We start from the raw sequence: 16,045 nt of genomic DNA, 5'->3' as shown, positions 1-16,045 counted from the left end.
CAAAAAACAAACAATTTCATTCAGTTACTAAGGCCTGACCTGTACTTCAAAAGCCTGCTTAGCAGTGCCCTCGTCAGGTCAGGGAGGCGCATTCTACACCCCACACTTTTTAGGTCAACAGGAGAAAGGAAATAAAACTGAAATTATTCGCCGGTAGCCTGTTCAGCCAAACAGGCCTCGAGCCAGGTCACGACCTGCTCGTGCACCTCATCAACTGACTTGCCATGCACATCAACGGGTTCACCCACGATGACTTTGACCTGCCCCGGGTATTTAACAAAACTCTTACCCGGCCAGTATTCACCCGCATTGTGGTACAGGGGAATCAGGGGCACCTGATTCTTCACCGCCAGCATAGCCGCGCCTTTGTTGAACTTGCCCAGCTTGCCGACCGCGACACGCGTGCCCTGAGGAAAGATCAGCACAGGAATATTTTCCTGCAGCCTCTCTCCACCCTGCTTAAGCAACTGTTTAAGGGCTTCGCGCCGTTTACTCCGATCGAGCGCAATGGGTTTCAGCAAAGCCAGCACCCAGCCAAAAAATGGGATTTTTAGCAATTCCCGCTTGAGCACCGCAGACTGCGGCCGCACCAGCGTTTGCAGAAACAATGTTTCCCATTCGCTCTGATGATTAGCCGCCACTACATAGGCGCCGGATTTGGGAAGATGCTCACGCCCTTCAACCTGCGTGCTGACACCACAACAGACTTTTAACCAAAAGAGATAGAAATAATTAATCCCGGTAATGAGGACAAACCTTGGCCGAAAAGGCAGCAAGGGCGCTATCAGCAGGCAGACACAGGCATAAACAAGCGTGACCGCATAAAATCCGGCGTAATAAAAAGCAGCACGAACTCGCAGAAAGGGTGTAGGACGTTGTTTCATTTACCCCCCCGTCACCGGCGGAAAAAAAGCAACCTCTTCATCACCCGTCAACTGCGCATCTGAATCACACACTTCATGATTCAGCGCAATGCGGATATTGGGCGCATCCAACAAACCCTGCCAGTTCGGATTTTCGGTAATCAGAAACGTCACCAGCCCTGCAACATCGTTAACCTTATCAGGCTGTTTCAGGGAAAGAGCGTCAACACCTAACTGCTCTTTAAGACTGGCAAAAAAAACGATCTTGAGCATATTTACTCCGCCTGCCAGTGGCCGCTGCGGCCACCCTTTTTTTCCAGAAGCCGGACGGATGAAATGACCATCCCTTTGTCCACGGCCTTGCACATGTCATAGATGGTTAAGCAGGCAACGGACGCCGCTGTCAGGGCCTCCATTTCAACACCGGTTTGCGCCGCAAGTTTGCAGTAAGCCGTAACAACAACGCTGCTGGACGCCAGATCCGGCATCAACTCAACACTCACCTTACTGAGCATTAGTGGGTGACAAAGCGGGATAAGATCACTGGTTTTTTTGGCCGCCTGGATACCGGCAATTCTCGCCACCGCCAGCACATCGCCTTTGGCATGCCCGCCCTGGATAATCATCTCCAGCGTTTCAGGCTGCATGGTGATACGCGCTTCCGCGGTCGCTTCTCGCACCGTGACTTCCTTAGCGGAGACATCCACCATCTGCGCATTACCCTGCGCATCCAGATGGGTTAAACCCTGTTTCATACCGAGTCCTGCAGTGCCCTTTTGTTAAATACCGGATTCGCGTACATCTTGCGCAACACATCCTGCGCGCCGTCTGCGACTCTTTCTAAACGATCATTGAACTGCGCCTGTTCGGTCGCGGTTACGCCATCAGATACTCCCGCCGCAATCTTATTAGATGCATGCAGGTGATAGTTAGACAGAATCTGACGATCAATCTCCTGCGCCAGCAGTTCAGGCGTTTCAAAGTCGGTTTCGATCACATCGCCAAACGCAACATGCACATGACCTTTATCACCGGTAATACCCTTGACGATGCTTTCAATATCTTCGAACTGGGCTTTTTCATAGAAACCCTGAGTTGCCTTGGCATGAAGCTCATTTGCCTTGAGCGCATCACAGGGATCAAACTCATACGAAATCGAAACAGGTACGATTTTGAGCCGCTTAACCTGTTCAGAAAAACTGCGCGCTTTACGGTGCGCCATGTAGAGCATTTTCAGAATCGCCGGATCGGTTTTATCGTTGCCGTCTTTGGCACGCCCTTCCCTTTGCGCCAGCCAGATTGACTCACCGGACTGGATACTGTGATCAATGTATTCTGATAACTGCGTCAGCGCTTTCATCATTTCGCGACCGGCCGCCGAACGGTTAACAATAAAACTTTTATTCAGGCGCATGATATCGGACACATAGGGCTTACGTAGCAGGTTATCGCCGATGGCGATACGCACCGTATCCATGCCGTACTGATAACGTACCCAGTTCACAAAGGCCGGATCCATCGCAATATCGCGGTGGTTGGAAATAAACAGATAAGCTTCTTCGGGATCCAGCTGATCAATGCCACTACAGGTCAGGCGAGTCGTGGTGCGGCTGATCATTTTGCGCATATAACCGGCGACCAGTTCCTGGAAATCACGGATGGTCTCAACCTCACCCACCTTGCCAGCCAGCGCCAGACGTACCAGCGGACGCAGCAACCAACCCAGTCTGGGAGACCATTTCGGAAACTGATACTGGGTGACAGCGGAGATAAATTCGTAATTATTGAGCAGACCGCTCAGCACATCGGCCACTTCGTTGTCACGGTAAGGCCTGATCTCCTTAAAGGGATCCTGTTGGTCGACCATATTTCCTCTACAGCCTGGCTAAAATTCAGGCGGTATTTTACCTATTTCCGACAGCCCCTGCAGTTTATTTGCGTAGCGCCATCAACAAAGCGCACCATCGTCTTACTACAAGGCAACTAAAACACCATTTAGCCGCCGGTCATATTCATAAAACGAATGATTTGCGGCGCTTCATCCAGATTAAAGTGGTGTTTTTCAGGTTTCAGATCCATCGCCTGAATAATGGCCGCTTTCAGCGCTTCCTGATCACCCGGATGGCTGCGAATCACGTCGCGCAGATCCATGGAGTGTTCATTACCCAGACACAGGAGCAGACGTCCCTCAACAGTCACCCGCACCCGGTTACAATCTCCGCAGAAGTTATGACTATGCGGCGAAATAAAACCCACCCGTGACTCACTGTCAGACATGCCGTAGTACTTGGAAGGACCACCGGTGCGGGCTTCAAGTGCCTGCAGCGGATAACGCTGTTCGATCAGCGCCTTGACCTCATCACTGGAACAATACGCCTCGGCCCGATCATGCTCTGAAATAACCCCCAGCGGCATCTCTTCGATATAACTAATATCCAGCCCCTCGGTCCGGGCAAAATCAAGCAGGCCAAGAATTTCGTCATCATTGCGGTTTTTCAGAATCACCGCATTCAGTTTGATTCGTTTGAAACCCGCCTGCTTGGCGGCGGAGATTCCCTCAAGCACCTGCGCCAGCTTGCCGGTGCGGGTCAGTTCATGAAACCGCTCAGGATTAAGACTATCCAGACTGATATTCAGGCGATCAACGCCCGCTGCAGCAAGATCTTCCGCCATGCGGGACAATTGAGAACCATTGGTGGTCAGACAGAGCTCCACATCCAGCGTACCCAGCATCCGCATCAGTGCCATTACGTTTTTGCGAACCAGCGGTTCACCGCCGGTCAACCGGATCCGTTTAACACCCAATTCAGTAAATGCCTGTGCAATCTGAAAGATCTCTTCCAGCGTTAATACCTGGGCATGCGGCAGAAACTGCATATTTTCAGACATGCAGTAAACGCAACGAAAATCACACCGATCGGTCACACTCAGGCGCACATAGTCCACCCGACGTCCGAAGCGGTCGATCAATACATTGCCTGTTTCTGCTGATTTATTCATAACTCACAGTTACTATCGGACGCTTCTTCAATTGATACGGTAACTACCGGTATGTATCTGATTATCAAACATCTGCACATGACAACCGTCGCCATTAGCCTGACCTTGTTTATCCTGCGGGCCGGTATGCATTGGCTCAATCCACAACAGCAACTGCCAAAATGGTTACGTATCCTGCCTCACATCAACGACACCATCCTGCTGGTGAGCGCAGCCGGGCTGGCCATCCTGATCCAGCAATACCCGTTTGTCGATGCCTGGCTGACCACCAAGCTACTGCTCCTGCTGGTCTATATCATGTTAGGCATGTGGACACTGAAAAAAGCCACCACCCGCACCAGCATTGCTGTTTCTGCCAGTGCTTCACTGCTGTGCTTCGCTTATATAGTGGCGGTCGCCGTGCAGCATTCAGCCCTGCCTTTTCAGGGTTGAGTACCGCCCTGATAAAGTTGATACAGCGCTCGCATCTCCGACTTCAGCTCCTGTCGCCAGGGGCGTTGTCGGATACCGAAAATATTGAGCACCTTCTTACAGATTAACACCGAACTGCCGGGCAGGCTGTCTTCCTGCTGATCTTCCTCAGCCAGCAGAGCGATCAGCTTTTCGACCTTAAAATTCTCATATTCGCTGGCAGCAATCAGAATCTCTTTGCAGAAGTCATAGCTGCTGATGATCTCAGCCCCACAATAGTGGTATGTACCCCAGGCCTGAGCACCATTGGAAATCTGTTTAATAATCGCGGACACCACCCTCGCCACATCCCGGGCCGATGTTGGGCAACCAATATGATCACTAAACGCTTCCAGCGAGTCTTCCGTCCGTGCCGCATTGACGGTCTGGGTCAGAAAGTTATTGCCGCAGGCGCTGAACAACCAACTGACGCGCAAGATAATGTGCTGTTCAAGCGATGCACGAATACGCTCCTCACCCTGCCAGAAGCTCTCACCATACACGCCCTGAGGTGCCACCTCATCAAGCTCGGTGTAACCACTGGCGTAGTGATTGTCGAATACCGCATCGGACGAGAGATGCAACAGAGGCACTTTAGCCCTGGCGCAGGCCTCAGCCAGAGTAGCCGCGCCTTCGCAGTTAACAGCAAACGCCCGTTCAGCCACATCGTCATGATCACTGAAACGCGTAATACCTGCACAATTGACCACAAAGGAGGGTTGATGTTCCTGCAGCGCAGCGCTTACTGCCTGAGGAGAGGAGATATCGAGCTGCTGTCGCTTCAGCGGCACCAGCTCGAAAAACGGATCATCAGCGAGTTGCTGACACAGAGCAGCACCAGCCTGACCGCTGGCACCCGTGACCAGCACTTTAGCTGGCGTTAGCAACTGCCCCAGATCCATTCAATCAAAATGGGATATCGTCATCGAAGTCATCAAATCCAGGCGGTGGCGCAGCCGGACCAGAAGACTGCGGCTGAGAAGGCGCCTGAGTCGGGGCTGGACGCGAAGCCTGCTGCGGCTGGCCCTGCTGGGGATAGTTACCGCCAGAGAAGCCACCGCCACCTTCACCACCACGACTGTCCAGCATCTGCATATCGCTGGCAACGATCTCTGTGGTGTAGCGGTCCTGACCGCTCTGATCCTGCCACTTACGGGTTCGCAGCGAGCCCTCAACATAAACTTTGCTGCCTTTGCGCAGGTATTCGCCGGCGACTTCAGCCAGGCGGTTAAAAAACACCACCCGGTGCCACTCGGTACGATCCTGCATCTGACCGGTTTGTTTGTCTTTCCAGGATTCAGACGTTGCCAGAGTTACATTGGTTACCGCATTGCCGCTTGGCATATACCTTACTTCGGGATCACCGCCGAGGTTACCCACCAGAATCACCTTATTTACGCCACGCGCCATGACTCTCTCCATTATTCGTGAAACAACGGCTCAAAGTCCGTTTGTATTAACCACATAGCTTACCATGCGACCTGAGGCTATCCCACCAAATTTGATGGTTCTGCCCAGGTACAAAGCAATTTATAATGGTACGTTTTTGGCCCACTGAGTGCGCACATGGAAAAGATTTTAGTCAGGGGTGCCCGTACCCATAATCTTAAAAATATCGACCTGGATATCCCGCGGGATAAACTGGTCGTTATCACAGGATTATCTGGTTCCGGCAAATCCTCTCTCGCCTTCGACACCCTTTACGCAGAGGGGCAACGTCGTTATGTCGAATCACTCTCCACCTATGCGCGCCAGTTCCTGTCGATGATGGAAAAACCGGACGTAGACCATATCGAAGGTCTCTCTCCGGCAATCTCGATTGAACAAAAATCCACCTCGCACAACCCACGTTCAACCGTGGGCACCATTACCGAGATTTATGATTACCTGCGCCTGTTGTTTGCCCGCGCAGGTGAACCTCGCTGTCCTGAACACGACTTACCGCTGGCTGCGCAAACCATCAGCCAGATGGTCGATCAGGTGCTGGCACTGGAAGAAGGCAGCAAACTGATGCTGCTGGCCCCGGTGATTCAGGGTCGTAAAGGTGAGCACTTACATACCATCAGCAACTTGCGGGCAGAGGGTTATATCCGCGCCCGCATCGATGGCATCGTGGTAGACCTGGACAGCGCGCCAGAACTGGATAAAAACAAAAAACATGACATTGAGGTGGTCATTGACCGCTTTAAGGTACGTTCCGATCTGCAAAACCGCCTGGCTGAATCGTTTGAGACCGCCCTGCAGTTAAGCGACGGCGTCGCGCGCATTGCCTACATGGATGAGCAGCGCGATGAGCTGGTGTTTTCATCCCGCTTTGCCTGCCCACAGTGCGGCCACAGTATTCAGGAACTCGAACCCCGGTTATTTTCTTTCAACAACCCGCATGGCGCCTGCAACAGTTGCGACGGCCTGGGCGTTAAGCAGTTTTTTGATGCCAAAAAACTGGTGGCCGACCCCAGCCTGACGCTGTCAGAAGGCGCGATTCGTGGCTGGGACCGACGCAACCTCTATTATTTCCAGCAACTGAAAGCGCTGGCAGAACATTACCAGTTTGATATCGATACCCCATTCAAAGATCTGAAACCGGCACATCAGGCAATAATCCTGCAGGGCAGCGGCCGTGAAAGCATCCCCTTCCGCTATCTGAATGATCGCGGCGATATCATCAGCAAAGCGCATGCCTTTGAAGGTGTGCTGAACAATCTGGAGCGCCGCTTCAAAGAAACAGAATCAGAAACCGTACGCGAAGATCTGGCCAAATACCTGAATATACAGGCCTGCCCAAGTTGCGAGGGCAGCCGCTTACGCCGAGATGCACGCCATGTCTATATCGATAACCGCAGCCTGCCGGATCTGGTAACGCTGCCGATTGGCGAGAGTCTGGCCTACTTTGATCAGCTTCACCTGCCCGGTAAACAGGGCGCGATTGCTGAAAAGATCCTGAAAGAGATACGTGAACGCCTTTCATTTCTGGTCAATGTTGGTCTGGACTACCTGTCACTGGATCGCAACGCCGACACCCTCTCCGGCGGCGAAGCACAGCGCATCCGGCTGGCCAGCCAGATTGGCGCGGGGCTGGTCGGCGTAATGTACATTCTCGACGAACCCTCAATTGGTTTGCACCAGCGCGACAACGAACGGTTGCTGAAAACACTCATCCACCTGCGTGATCTGGGCAATACCGTGATCGTCGTTGAACATGATGAAGACGCCATCCGTATGGCTGATTTTCTGGTGGACATTGGCCCCGGCGCCGGCGTGCATGGCGGTGAAGTTATCGCAGCAGGCAAGCCTGAAGATATTATGGCCGCACCCGATTCAATCACCGGGCAGTTTTTGAGCGGCGCCCGGGCCATAGAGATCCCGGCAGAACGGCACAAACCCGACAGCAAAAAACAGTTACAGCTACTGGGAGCAACAGGCAATAACCTGCAGCAGGTGGATCTATCCCTGCCTGTCGGCCTCTTTACCTGTATTACCGGTGTATCCGGTTCTGGTAAATCCACCCTGATTAACAACACCCTCTATCCGGTTGCTGCAACCACGTTGAACCATGCCACCACCCTCGATGCCGCCCCCTACCGGGCCATCAAGGGACTGGAACACTTCGACAAAGTTATCGATATTGATCAGAGCCCCATCGGGCGTACACCAAGATCGAATCCTGCAACCTACACCGGCATTTTCACACCAGTACGCGAACTGTTCTCCGGTACCCAGGAAGCACGCGCCCGTGGTTATAAGCCCGGCCGTTTCAGTTTCAACGTCAAAGGCGGCCGCTGTGAAGCCTGTCAGGGCGATGGTGTGATCAAGGTAGAGATGCACTTCCTGCCAGATATCTATGTGCCCTGTGATGTCTGCAAAGGTAAACGCTACAACCGTGAAACCCTGGAAGTGAAATACAAGGGCAAAAACATTCATGAAGTGCTGGAACTGACCGTGGAAGATGCCCGCGTATTCTTTGATGCAATCCCGGCACTGGCACGCCGCCTGCAAACCCTGATTGATGTAGGCCTGTCCTATATCCGACTCGGTCAGGCAGCCACAACGCTCTCCGGCGGCGAAGCCCAACGGGTAAAACTGGCCAAAGAACTCTCCAAACGCGACACCGGCAAAACCCTGTATATTCTGGATGAGCCAACTACCGGCCTGCACTTCCACGATATCCAGCAACTGCTGACAGTACTGACCCGCCTGCGTGACCACGGCAATACCATTGTGGTGATTGAACACAATCTGGATGTCATCAAAACTGCAGACTGGATTGTCGATCTCGGACCGGAAGGCGGCGTCAAAGGCGGCCAAATCATCGCCGAAGGCACCCCGGAACAGGTGGCGGATAATCCCGCATCACATACCGGACGGTTTCTTAAGCCGATGCTGTTTGATATAGGGAAAAGTTGAATATTTGTGGGAAAGTTGTGGTTTAAGTCACTAAAGGTTTATCCAACCACATACTCATGTGATTCTAAAAAGGCATTACTCTGAAAGCAAATGAGTCGTTTATGGCATCGAATGCTTTTACTGGGTGAGACTTTCCCAAGCCTCTTTTGAGAGCAATAGAAGTTCTCCTTTCTCATCGATCATCCAGCTAGAAACTCTATCAGGAGGCTCGAAGACGACTTCTGAATTTTCAGCTAAACAATGAGAAACGTGAAATCGAAGCAGCTTAACGTATTCTTCTTGGTCCCAATCAGCCAAAAACATGGAGGATTTCGCTAATTCTGTCGTAGCAATATAGTGTCCATCTACATGTGATTGCGTCCAGTAATATACAGGGGACTGAGGTAACGTCACTTGGTAGCTTACTTTTGCATATAATTCATAAAATTGGATTGGGTGCAGTTTTCTTCCCCCAACTTCATCAACATACTTTTCATATGAATTCCGTATTAGCCCACCATCTTCAAATGATACGATGAGACCTATCTCGCCCATCCGGATTGCAAGCGTGAAGGCGAATAAATTATCCCGAAAATCATATAAACTACCAAATTCATGTAAATTACAAACAAGTACAGAATATGGTACATCACCAATGAATTTATGCCTGCCTCTGAGCCCTTGCATGAAAAGATGAAGATTAGAAAATGACTCCAGAATCTCTGGAGTAGCTATCGTTCCTCGATTCGGATTCGATCTTTCTAAAAGAAGAGAGAGTTCTTTTCTTAGTAGTCCGTAGAAAATCTTCCCTGCCCACAAATACCAAGTTTTACTTGGAAGCTGGACAGCCTTCTCAAAACCACCTCGTACCGCTGCAATAACTTCACCTTCTAATTGAGACAAATGCTGGTTATTGCATGCCTTACAACACGGTATCGTCAATTGTCGATAAGCCAGGAATGATAAATTAAGCAGACCTACTTTTTGATCCCATAATTCATAACGGTTCTGAAGCCATTTAGGGAATACATGTTCGACACTATTCTCGTCATCCATGCATTTACCGCATAAAAAGCAGGAATCATCTTCAAAAGCTTGCTTGCCATAGGAATGGTGCATCTGCATAGGTCATCTATCAGTTTGATTGATCGTATCAGTACTTTTTCAAATGAAGAAAACGGAAGGCTGGCTTAGTGCGTGTTAAATGAAGAAATATCACAGACATGATCTTCCGTTGACAATAAGCATACGGATTGAGCGCAAGGCCGTGCGCAGAGTTCCGCAACCTAATACCCATAATTGGATTGATAGTGAACCATTTCATAACCCTAAGCCAGTAGAAGTAAGTATGTGTCCAGATCAAATCTTATACTTTAACTTCGGATGGCACGGACCCACCCCCCTTCTGCGCAGCCGAGGACTGGAAGTCACAAGCGAGACAAGGGCGGAACTGTTTGAGGCCGCAGGCCGAGTTTTTCGCCCGCGCTTGTTACTGAAGCCCGCAGGGAAGTCGCGTAGCGCCCCAGCAGCAGGGGCGGCCGGGGATTGTTAAGGGGGCTGGCGGCAGCCCCCTTGACCCACCTTAAGGTGGAAACAGAAAAGATGAAATTATCCCGCAGTAACCGAAAACACCGGCATCCACAAAGGCAAACATTTCCAACAGGCACAAAAAAACCCGGCACAAGGCCGGGTTTTTGATGATCAAGAAAACTTAATCTTCGGATTCGTCAGCAGCAAGACCTGCAGGACGATCAACCAGTTCAACGTACGCCATTGGCGCGTTGTCACCTGGACGGAAACCGCACTTCAAGATGCGCAGGTAACCACCAGGACGGGTGCCATAACGTGGACCCAGTTCGTTGAACAGTTTACCAACAGCCTGTTTGCTGCCAGTACGAGCAAACGCCAGACGACGGTTTGCAACGGTGTCGTTCTTAGCCAGCGTGATCAGCGGCTCAGCATAGCGACGCAGTTCTTTTGCTTTAGGCAGAGTTGTACGAATCAACTCGTGCTCAAACAGAGAAACTGCCATGTTCTTGAACATCGCTTTGCGGTGCGCACTGGTACGGCTGAAATTACGACCAGAATTACGATGACGCATGTTAAATCCCTACCAAACTTGTCAGTTTAGATGCCTGAATTATGAAGCGACTTTATCGTCATTCTTCAGGCTAGCCGGCGGCCAGTTTTCTAGACGCATGCCCAAGGACAGGCCTTTGGAAGCCAGCACGTCTTTGATCTCGGTCAGCGACTTTTTACCCAGGTTCGGAGTTTTCAGCAGTTCAACCTCTGTGCGCTGAATCAGATCACCAATGTAGTAGATCTGCTCTGCTTTCAGACAGTTAGCGGAACGAACAGTCAGCTCCAGATCGTCTACCGGACGCAGCAGGATCGGATCAATTTCCGGCTCTGCTGGTTCGTCTTTGGCCTGGTCTGCACCGTCTTCCAGATCTACAAACACAACCAGCTGCTGCTGCAGGATTGTAGCTGCGCGACGAATCGCTTCTTCTGGGTCGATAGTACCGTTGGATTCGATATCGATAACCAACTTGTCCAGGTCAGTACGCTGCTCAACACGTGCGCTTTCTACAACGTAGGAAACGCGACGTACTGGGCTGAACGTAGCGTCCAGCTGCAGACGACCAATGGCACGAGTTTCATCTTCATCAGACAAACGTGCATCCGCTGGGACGTAGCCACGGCCACGTTCAACAGTCAGCTGCATGTTCAGGCTCGCACCGTCGTTCAGGTGAGCGATGACGTGGTCCGGGTTAGCGATTTCAACATCTTGGTTCAGCTGAATATCACCAGCGGTAACAGGACCCGCGCCATTTTTGCTCAGAGTCAGTGTTGCCTGATCACCATTGAACATAGTGATAGCAACACCTTTCAGGTTCAGCAGGATCTCGATGACATCCTCCTGAACCCCTTCAATTGTGCTGTACTCATGCAAAACGCCGTCAATCTCAACTCCGGTTACCGCACAACCCGGCATAGAGGAGAGCAAAATACGACGCAGCGCATTGCCCAGCGTATGGCCAAAGCCACGTTCCAGTGGTTCCAGAGTCACCTTGGCGCGTGTTTTGCTGATTTCCTGTACGTCAATATGACGTGGACTGAGAAATTCATTTACCGAACGCTGCATATTTCCACCAATAAAAGATTAAGAATTACTTCGAGTACAGCTCTACAATCAACTGCTCGTTGATTTCAGCAGACAGCTCAGAGCGCTCTGGCAGGGACTTGAAAGTACCTTCCATTTTGCCTGAATCAACATCTACCCATTCAACAGGAGCACGCTGACCAGCCAGTTCCAGTGCGTGTTTGATGCGCAGCTGGTTTTTGGCTTTTTCGCGAACTGCGACCACATCACCCGCTTTCACCTGGTAGGAAGGAACATTCACAACCTGACCATTAACGGTGATAGAACGGTGCGATACGATCTGACGAGCTTCTGCACGAGTAGTGCCGAATCCCATCCGGTATACAACGTTGTCCAAACGACCTTCCAGCAGCTGGAGCAGGTTTTCACCAGTAGCACCAGTGCGGCGAGCCGCTTCTTTGTAGTAGTTGCGGAACTGACGTTCCAAAATGCCGTAGATACGACGAACTTTCTGCTTTTCGCGCAGCTGCAAGCCATAGTCGGACAAACGACCACGACGAGCGCCGTGCACACCTGGAGCAGTCTCAGCTTTACACTTGCTGTCCAGTGCGCGAACGCCACTCTTCAGGAAAAGGTCTGTGCCTTCCCGACGAGACAGCTTGCACTTAGGTCCAAGATAACGAGCCATATTACCGTCTCCAGATTAAACGCGACGTTTCTTCGGCGGACGACAACCATTATGAGGAATGGGTGTTACGTCCGTGATATTTGCGATTTTATAGCCGCATGCATTGAGTGCGCGCACAGCGGACTCACGGCCGGGTCCAGGACCCTTCACAAAAACGTCGAGGTTTTTCAGGCCGTACTCAAGCGCAGCCTGACCAGCACGCTCAGCAGCAACCTGAGCGGCGAACGGGGTGCTTTTACGGGAACCACGGAAGCCGGAGCCACCTGAAGTTGCCCAGGACAAAGCATTACCCTGGCGATCAGTAATTGTAATGATCGTGTTATTGAAAGAAGCGTGGATGTGGGCGAACCCATCAGCTACTTGCTTCTTCACCTTTTTGCGTGTGCGATTACCTGGCTTTGCCATATTCGGAATTCCTATCGCTTACCACTTACTTACGGATCGGCTTACGCGGGCCTTTACGAGTGCGCGCGTTAGTCTTACTGCGCTGACCGCGAACCGGCAGGTTACGACGATGACGCAGACCGCGGAAACAACCAAGGTCCATGAGACGTTTAATGCTCATAGACACTTCACGACGCAGGTCGCCTTCAACAGTCAGCTTGGCAACTTCTCCACGAACGTTGTCCAGCTGCTCTTCAGACAGATCAGCAATCTTGGTGCTTGGTGTAATACCACAAGCATTACAGATGCTGCTCGCAGTCGTGCGGCCAATTCCGTAAATGTAAGTCAGAGAAATTACCGCATGCTTATTGTCAGGAATATTGACGCCAGCTATACGGGCCATTCTATTACTCCGTTTTCAGTGGTGTCCGGTTGTTATTAACCGACACCATAAAAAAATAAATGTTCTGTTCGCAGAAGGCGCGCAATACTACACGTTGATCAAAAACAAATCAAGCATAGTTGCGTACCTCTGCGGCCAAAGGTCAGTGCAAGCCTACGCTTAGCCCTGACGTTGTTTATGACGCGGCTCTACTTTGCAGATCACGCGAACTGAACCGTTACGACGCACGATTTTGCAGTTACGACAGATCTTTTTAACAGATGCACGTACTTTCATGATCTACTCCAGATAGTGATCAGCGCAGCAGACCTGCACCACCACCTTTGAGATTAGATTTCTTCATCAAGGACTCATACTGATGAGACATCAGATGGGACTGAACCTGAGCCATAAAATCCATCACGACAACTACGACGATCAGGAGTGAGGTGCCACCGAAATAGAACGGTACGTTGGCTGCTACCACCAGGAACTGTGGCATCAGCGATACGGCTGTAATATACAGCGCGCCAAACAGCGTCAGACGACCCAACACAGTATCTATGTACCGTGCTGATTGCTCACCCGGACGAATACCCGGAATGAATGCACCAGATTTCTTCAGGTTATCCGCGACGTCTTTTGGATTAAATACAATCGCGGTATAGAAATAACAGAAGAAAATAATGGCTACCGAGAACAACAGGATATACAGCGGCTGACCTGGACCCAGCGCTAGCGCCACGTCCTGCAACCACTCCATACGTTCGCTCTGACCAAACCACTGCCCCATAGACGCAGGGAACAGCAGGATACTGGAGGCGAAGATCGGCGGAATAACACCGGCCATGTTCACTTTCAGCGGCAGATGACTGGTCTGGGCAGCATATACGCGGTTGCCTTGCTGACGCTTGGCATAGTTTATGGTGATACGGCGCTGGCCGCGTTCCATAAACACCACAAAACCCACAGTCACCACCGCCATGAAGGCGATCACCAGCAGCGCCAGGATGTTCAAATCCCCCTGACGCGCGGCTTCAAACGCCTGACCGATGGCACCTGGCAGTCCAGCAACAATACCGGCAAAGATCAGAATCGAAATACCGTTACCGATACCCCGTTCAGTGACCTGCTCACCCAGCCACATCAGGAACACGGCACCTGCTACCAGCGTGACAACTGCTACAAAGTAGAAGCTGGCACCGGTAGTAAAGGCTACGCCCTGATTCGCCAGGCCAACAGCCATACCAAACGACTGAACGGTCGCGAGGATCACTGTGCCATAGCGTGTGTACTGGTTGATTTTACGACGACCTGCCTCACCTTCTTTCTTCAACTGCGCCAGGGAGGGACTCACCACCGACATCAACTGCATGATAATAGATGCAGAGATGTAGGGCATGATACCCAGCGCCAGAATACTCATGCGCTCCAGTGCTCCACCGGAGAACATATTGAAGAGACTCAGGATGGTCCCCTGGTTCTGATCAAACAGTGCGGCAAGACGATCAGGGTTAATACCGGGCACAGGAATATGTGCACCGATACGGTAAACCACAATCGCGATCAGAACGAATAACAGACGAGACTTCAGCTCACCCAATCCGCTCTGCATACCTGCCGGCATGGTTCCTTTCTTAGCCATTTACGCCTCGACTTTACCGCCTGCAGCTTCGATAGCAGCCTGTGCACCTTTGGTCACACGAAGACCTTTAAGTGTCACAGATTTAGTAATTTCACCGGACAGAATCACTTTGGCAGATTTAATCTCTTCCTTAATGATGTCTGCCGCTTTCAGCGCAGCCAGATCGATAACATCAGCCTGCACTGCGGCCAGTTCGCTCAGACGGATCTCAGCAACATAACGCGCACCACGGGAGGTGAAACCGAATTTTGGCAGACGACGCTGCAACGGCATCTGACCGCCTTCAAAACCTGGCTTCACAGAACCGCCAGAGCGGGATTTCTGACCTTTGTGACCACGGCCACAAGTTTTGCCCAGGCCGGAACCGATACCACGACCCACGCGTTTGCGGGCTGGACGGGAACCGTCTGCAGGGCTCAGAGTGTTCAGACGCATCTTGTGAACTCCCTTACTCGCCTTCTACACGAACCATGTAGTTGACTTTGTTGATCATGCCACGAACAGATGGAGTGTCTTCCACTTCAACTGTGTGTCCAATGCGACGCAGACCCAGACCCTTTACGCACAGTTTGTGCTTAGGCAGAGTACCGATCGGGCTACGTACCAGAGTTACTTTTACAGTCTTAGCCATTGTCGATTACCCCAGGATCTCGTCTACGGACTTGCCGCGCTTAGCTGCAACATCATCCGGAGATTTCATGGACGCCAGACCTTTAACAGTCGCACGTACCACGTTTACCGGGTTAGTTGAGCCATAGCACTTGGCCAGTACGTTGTGGACGCCAGCCAGTTCCAGTACCGCACGCATCGCACCACCGGCGATTACACCAGTACCTTCAGAGGCAGGCTGCATGTAAATTTTTGAAGCACCATGACGTGCTTTAACTGGGTACTGCAGCGTGTCACCGTTCAGATCCACCTGGATCATGTTACGACGTGCCTGTTCCATCGCTTTCTGGATGGCAGCAGGTACTTCACGTGCTTTACCACGGCCGAAACCAACACGACCTTTACCATCACCAACAACAGTCAGTGCGGTAAAGCCGAAGATACGACCACCTTTAACTACTTTAGCGACGCGGTTAACCTGAACCAGCTTCTCCTGCAGATCGCCGTCTTTCTGTTCATGATTTGACATATTCGATCC

20 protein-coding genes are annotated in these 16,045 nt (G+C 51.4%); 2 read left to right on the top strand and 18 right to left on the bottom strand.

The genetic code is table 11. The features are described 5' to 3' along the window. Nucleotides 1–143 precede the first annotated feature (143 nt). The 5 genes from P2G53_RS11785 to moaA all read right to left on the bottom strand — a co-directional run bounded on the left by P2G53_RS11785 (nucleotide 144) and on the right by moaA (nucleotide 3,863). Nucleotides 144–884: a lysophospholipid acyltransferase family protein gene (locus tag P2G53_RS11785; RefSeq protein ID WP_275817453.1), complete on the bottom strand. Its 741-nt coding sequence runs from the start codon at nucleotides 882–884 to the stop codon at nucleotides 144–146. Further along, nucleotides 885–1,136 carry a molybdopterin converting factor subunit 1 gene (gene moaD, locus P2G53_RS11780; RefSeq protein ID WP_275817451.1) on the bottom strand — a complete coding sequence of 84 codons (252 nt, stop codon included), beginning with the start codon at nucleotides 1,134–1,136 and terminating at the stop codon, nucleotides 885–887. Between the two features lie 2 nt (nucleotides 1,137–1,138). Further along, complete coding sequence (gene moaC, locus P2G53_RS11775) at nucleotides 1,139–1,618, bottom strand: cyclic pyranopterin monophosphate synthase MoaC (protein WP_275817449.1); 480 nt, start codon at nucleotides 1,616–1,618, stop codon at nucleotides 1,139–1,141. Beyond that, on the bottom strand, nucleotides 1,615–2,730 hold the full coding sequence (locus P2G53_RS11770; protein ID WP_275817447.1) for a 1-acyl-sn-glycerol-3-phosphate acyltransferase: 1,116 nt from the start codon (nucleotides 2,728–2,730) through the stop codon (nucleotides 1,615–1,617). Before P2G53_RS11770 ends, moaC begins: the two co-directional genes overlap by 4 nt. 128 nt (nucleotides 2,731–2,858) lie before the next feature. Then, nucleotides 2,859–3,863 (bottom strand): GTP 3',8-cyclase MoaA, encoded by a 1,005-nt coding sequence (gene moaA, locus P2G53_RS11765; protein WP_275817445.1) that lies wholly within the window; start codon nucleotides 3,861–3,863, stop codon nucleotides 2,859–2,861. Nucleotides 3,864–3,914: 51 nt separating this feature from the next. Between moaA and P2G53_RS11760 the strand changes: the two genes are divergently transcribed. Beyond that, nucleotides 3,915–4,295 carry a SirB2 family protein gene (locus tag P2G53_RS11760; protein WP_275817443.1) on the top strand — a complete coding sequence of 127 codons (381 nt, stop codon included), beginning with the start codon at nucleotides 3,915–3,917 and terminating at the stop codon, nucleotides 4,293–4,295. Here P2G53_RS11760 and rfbD read toward each other — a convergent pair. Further along, nucleotides 4,286–5,200 carry a dTDP-4-dehydrorhamnose reductase gene (gene rfbD / locus P2G53_RS11755; RefSeq protein WP_275817441.1) on the bottom strand — a complete coding sequence of 305 codons (915 nt, stop codon included), beginning with the start codon at nucleotides 5,198–5,200 and terminating at the stop codon, nucleotides 4,286–4,288. The genes P2G53_RS11760 and rfbD overlap by 10 nt on opposite strands. A 19-nt stretch (nucleotides 5,201–5,219) precedes the next feature. Then, complete coding sequence (gene ssb / locus P2G53_RS11750; protein ID WP_275817439.1) at nucleotides 5,220–5,723, bottom strand: single-stranded DNA-binding protein; 504 nt, start codon at nucleotides 5,721–5,723, stop codon at nucleotides 5,220–5,222. A gap of 156 nt (nucleotides 5,724–5,879) precedes the next feature. On the opposite strand from ssb, the gene uvrA reads away from it, so the two are divergent. After that, nucleotides 5,880–8,717 (top strand): excinuclease ABC subunit UvrA, encoded by a 2,838-nt coding sequence (gene uvrA / locus P2G53_RS11745; protein ID WP_275817437.1) that lies wholly within the window; start codon nucleotides 5,880–5,882, stop codon nucleotides 8,715–8,717. Between the two features lie 117 nt (nucleotides 8,718–8,834). Here uvrA and P2G53_RS11740 read toward each other — a convergent pair whose 3' ends face one another. From P2G53_RS11740 to rpsE, 11 genes are all read right to left on the bottom strand, one after another. Beyond that, complete coding sequence (locus P2G53_RS11740) at nucleotides 8,835–9,752, bottom strand: hypothetical protein (RefSeq protein WP_275817435.1); 918 nt, start codon at nucleotides 9,750–9,752, stop codon at nucleotides 8,835–8,837. 655 nt (nucleotides 9,753–10,407) lie between these two features. Continuing rightward, on the bottom strand, nucleotides 10,408–10,797 hold the full coding sequence (rplQ, locus tag P2G53_RS11735; protein ID WP_275817433.1) for a 50S ribosomal protein L17: 390 nt from the start codon (nucleotides 10,795–10,797) through the stop codon (nucleotides 10,408–10,410). A 39-nt stretch (nucleotides 10,798–10,836) separates the two neighbouring features. Next, complete coding sequence (gene rpoA, locus P2G53_RS11730; protein WP_275817431.1) at nucleotides 10,837–11,841, bottom strand: DNA-directed RNA polymerase subunit alpha; 1,005 nt, start codon at nucleotides 11,839–11,841, stop codon at nucleotides 10,837–10,839. 25 nt (nucleotides 11,842–11,866) lie between these two features. Continuing rightward, nucleotides 11,867–12,487 (bottom strand): 30S ribosomal protein S4, encoded by a 621-nt coding sequence (gene rpsD / locus P2G53_RS11725; protein ID WP_275817429.1) that lies wholly within the window; start codon nucleotides 12,485–12,487, stop codon nucleotides 11,867–11,869. 15 nt (nucleotides 12,488–12,502) lie between these two features. After that, entirely contained in the window at nucleotides 12,503–12,892 is a 390-nt protein-coding gene (rpsK, locus tag P2G53_RS11720; protein ID WP_275817427.1) for a 30S ribosomal protein S11, read from the bottom strand. A 25-nt stretch (nucleotides 12,893–12,917) separates the two neighbouring features. Next, a complete protein-coding gene (gene rpsM, locus P2G53_RS11715) occupies nucleotides 12,918–13,274 on the bottom strand; it encodes a 30S ribosomal protein S13 (RefSeq protein ID WP_275817425.1) in 357 nt (118 codons plus the stop codon). Between the two features lie 159 nt (nucleotides 13,275–13,433). Beyond that, entirely contained in the window at nucleotides 13,434–13,550 is a 117-nt protein-coding gene (gene rpmJ / locus P2G53_RS11710) for a 50S ribosomal protein L36 (RefSeq protein WP_007021200.1), read from the bottom strand. A gap of 19 nt (nucleotides 13,551–13,569) precedes the next feature. Next, the gene (gene secY / locus P2G53_RS11705; protein ID WP_275817423.1) at nucleotides 13,570–14,898 is read right to left on the bottom strand and encodes a preprotein translocase subunit SecY; all 1,329 of its coding nucleotides are present in this window, start codon (nucleotides 14,896–14,898) and stop codon (nucleotides 13,570–13,572) included. After that, nucleotides 14,899–15,333, bottom strand: coding sequence for a 50S ribosomal protein L15 (rplO, locus tag P2G53_RS11700; protein WP_275817421.1), 435 nt, complete (start codon nucleotides 15,331–15,333; stop codon nucleotides 14,899–14,901). 13 nt (nucleotides 15,334–15,346) lie between these two features. Next, entirely contained in the window at nucleotides 15,347–15,529 is a 183-nt protein-coding gene (rpmD, locus tag P2G53_RS11695) for a 50S ribosomal protein L30 (RefSeq protein ID WP_275817419.1), read from the bottom strand. 6 nt (nucleotides 15,530–15,535) lie between these two features. Beyond that, complete coding sequence (rpsE, locus tag P2G53_RS11690; protein ID WP_275817417.1) at nucleotides 15,536–16,036, bottom strand: 30S ribosomal protein S5; 501 nt, start codon at nucleotides 16,034–16,036, stop codon at nucleotides 15,536–15,538. Nucleotides 16,037–16,045: the final 9 nt, after the last annotated feature.

The organism is Neptuniibacter sp. CAU 1671 (assembly GCF_029222905.1).
Classification (GTDB): Bacteria; Pseudomonadota; Gammaproteobacteria; order Pseudomonadales; family Balneatricaceae; genus Neptuniibacter.
This window is presented reverse-complemented; position numbering and strand designations above follow the sequence as displayed.

Coding starts and splice junctions, on each gene's coding strand:
- P2G53_RS11785 (WP_275817453.1), bottom strand. CDS start 884: ATGAAACAACGTCCTACACCCTTTCTGCGAGTTCGTGCTGCTTTTTAT.
- moaD (WP_275817451.1), bottom strand. CDS start 1,136: ATGCTCAAGATCGTTTTTTTTGCCAGTCTTAAAGAGCAGTTAGGTGTT.
- moaC (WP_275817449.1), bottom strand. CDS start 1,618: ATGAAACAGGGTTTAACCCATCTGGATGCGCAGGGTAATGCGCAGATG.
- P2G53_RS11770 (WP_275817447.1), bottom strand. CDS start 2,730: ATGGTCGACCAACAGGATCCCTTTAAGGAGATCAGGCCTTACCGTGAC.
- moaA (WP_275817445.1), bottom strand. CDS start 3,863: ATGAATAAATCAGCAGAAACAGGCAATGTATTGATCGACCGCTTCGGA.
- P2G53_RS11760 (WP_275817443.1), top strand. CDS start 3,915: ATGTATCTGATTATCAAACATCTGCACATGACAACCGTCGCCATTAGC.
- ssb (WP_275817439.1), bottom strand. CDS start 5,723: ATGGCGCGTGGCGTAAATAAGGTGATTCTGGTGGGTAACCTCGGCGGT.
- uvrA (WP_275817437.1), top strand. CDS start 5,880: ATGGAAAAGATTTTAGTCAGGGGTGCCCGTACCCATAATCTTAAAAAT.
- P2G53_RS11740 (WP_275817435.1), bottom strand. CDS start 9,752: ATGGATGACGAGAATAGTGTCGAACATGTATTCCCTAAATGGCTTCAG.
- rplQ (WP_275817433.1), bottom strand. CDS start 10,797: ATGCGTCATCGTAATTCTGGTCGTAATTTCAGCCGTACCAGTGCGCAC.
- rpoA (WP_275817431.1), bottom strand. CDS start 11,841: ATGCAGCGTTCGGTAAATGAATTTCTCAGTCCACGTCATATTGACGTA.
- rpsD (WP_275817429.1), bottom strand. CDS start 12,487: ATGGCTCGTTATCTTGGACCTAAGTGCAAGCTGTCTCGTCGGGAAGGC.
- rpsK (WP_275817427.1), bottom strand. CDS start 12,892: ATGGCAAAGCCAGGTAATCGCACACGCAAAAAGGTGAAGAAGCAAGTA.
- rpsM (WP_275817425.1), bottom strand. CDS start 13,274: ATGGCCCGTATAGCTGGCGTCAATATTCCTGACAATAAGCATGCGGTA.
- rpmJ (WP_007021200.1), bottom strand. CDS start 13,550: ATGAAAGTACGTGCATCTGTTAAAAAGATCTGTCGTAACTGCAAAATC.
- secY (WP_275817423.1), bottom strand. CDS start 14,898: ATGGCTAAGAAAGGAACCATGCCGGCAGGTATGCAGAGCGGATTGGGT.
- rplO (WP_275817421.1), bottom strand. CDS start 15,333: ATGCGTCTGAACACTCTGAGCCCTGCAGACGGTTCCCGTCCAGCCCGC.
- rpmD (WP_275817419.1), bottom strand. CDS start 15,529: ATGGCTAAGACTGTAAAAGTAACTCTGGTACGTAGCCCGATCGGTACT.
- rpsE (WP_275817417.1), bottom strand. CDS start 16,036: ATGTCAAATCATGAACAGAAAGACGGCGATCTGCAGGAGAAGCTGGTT.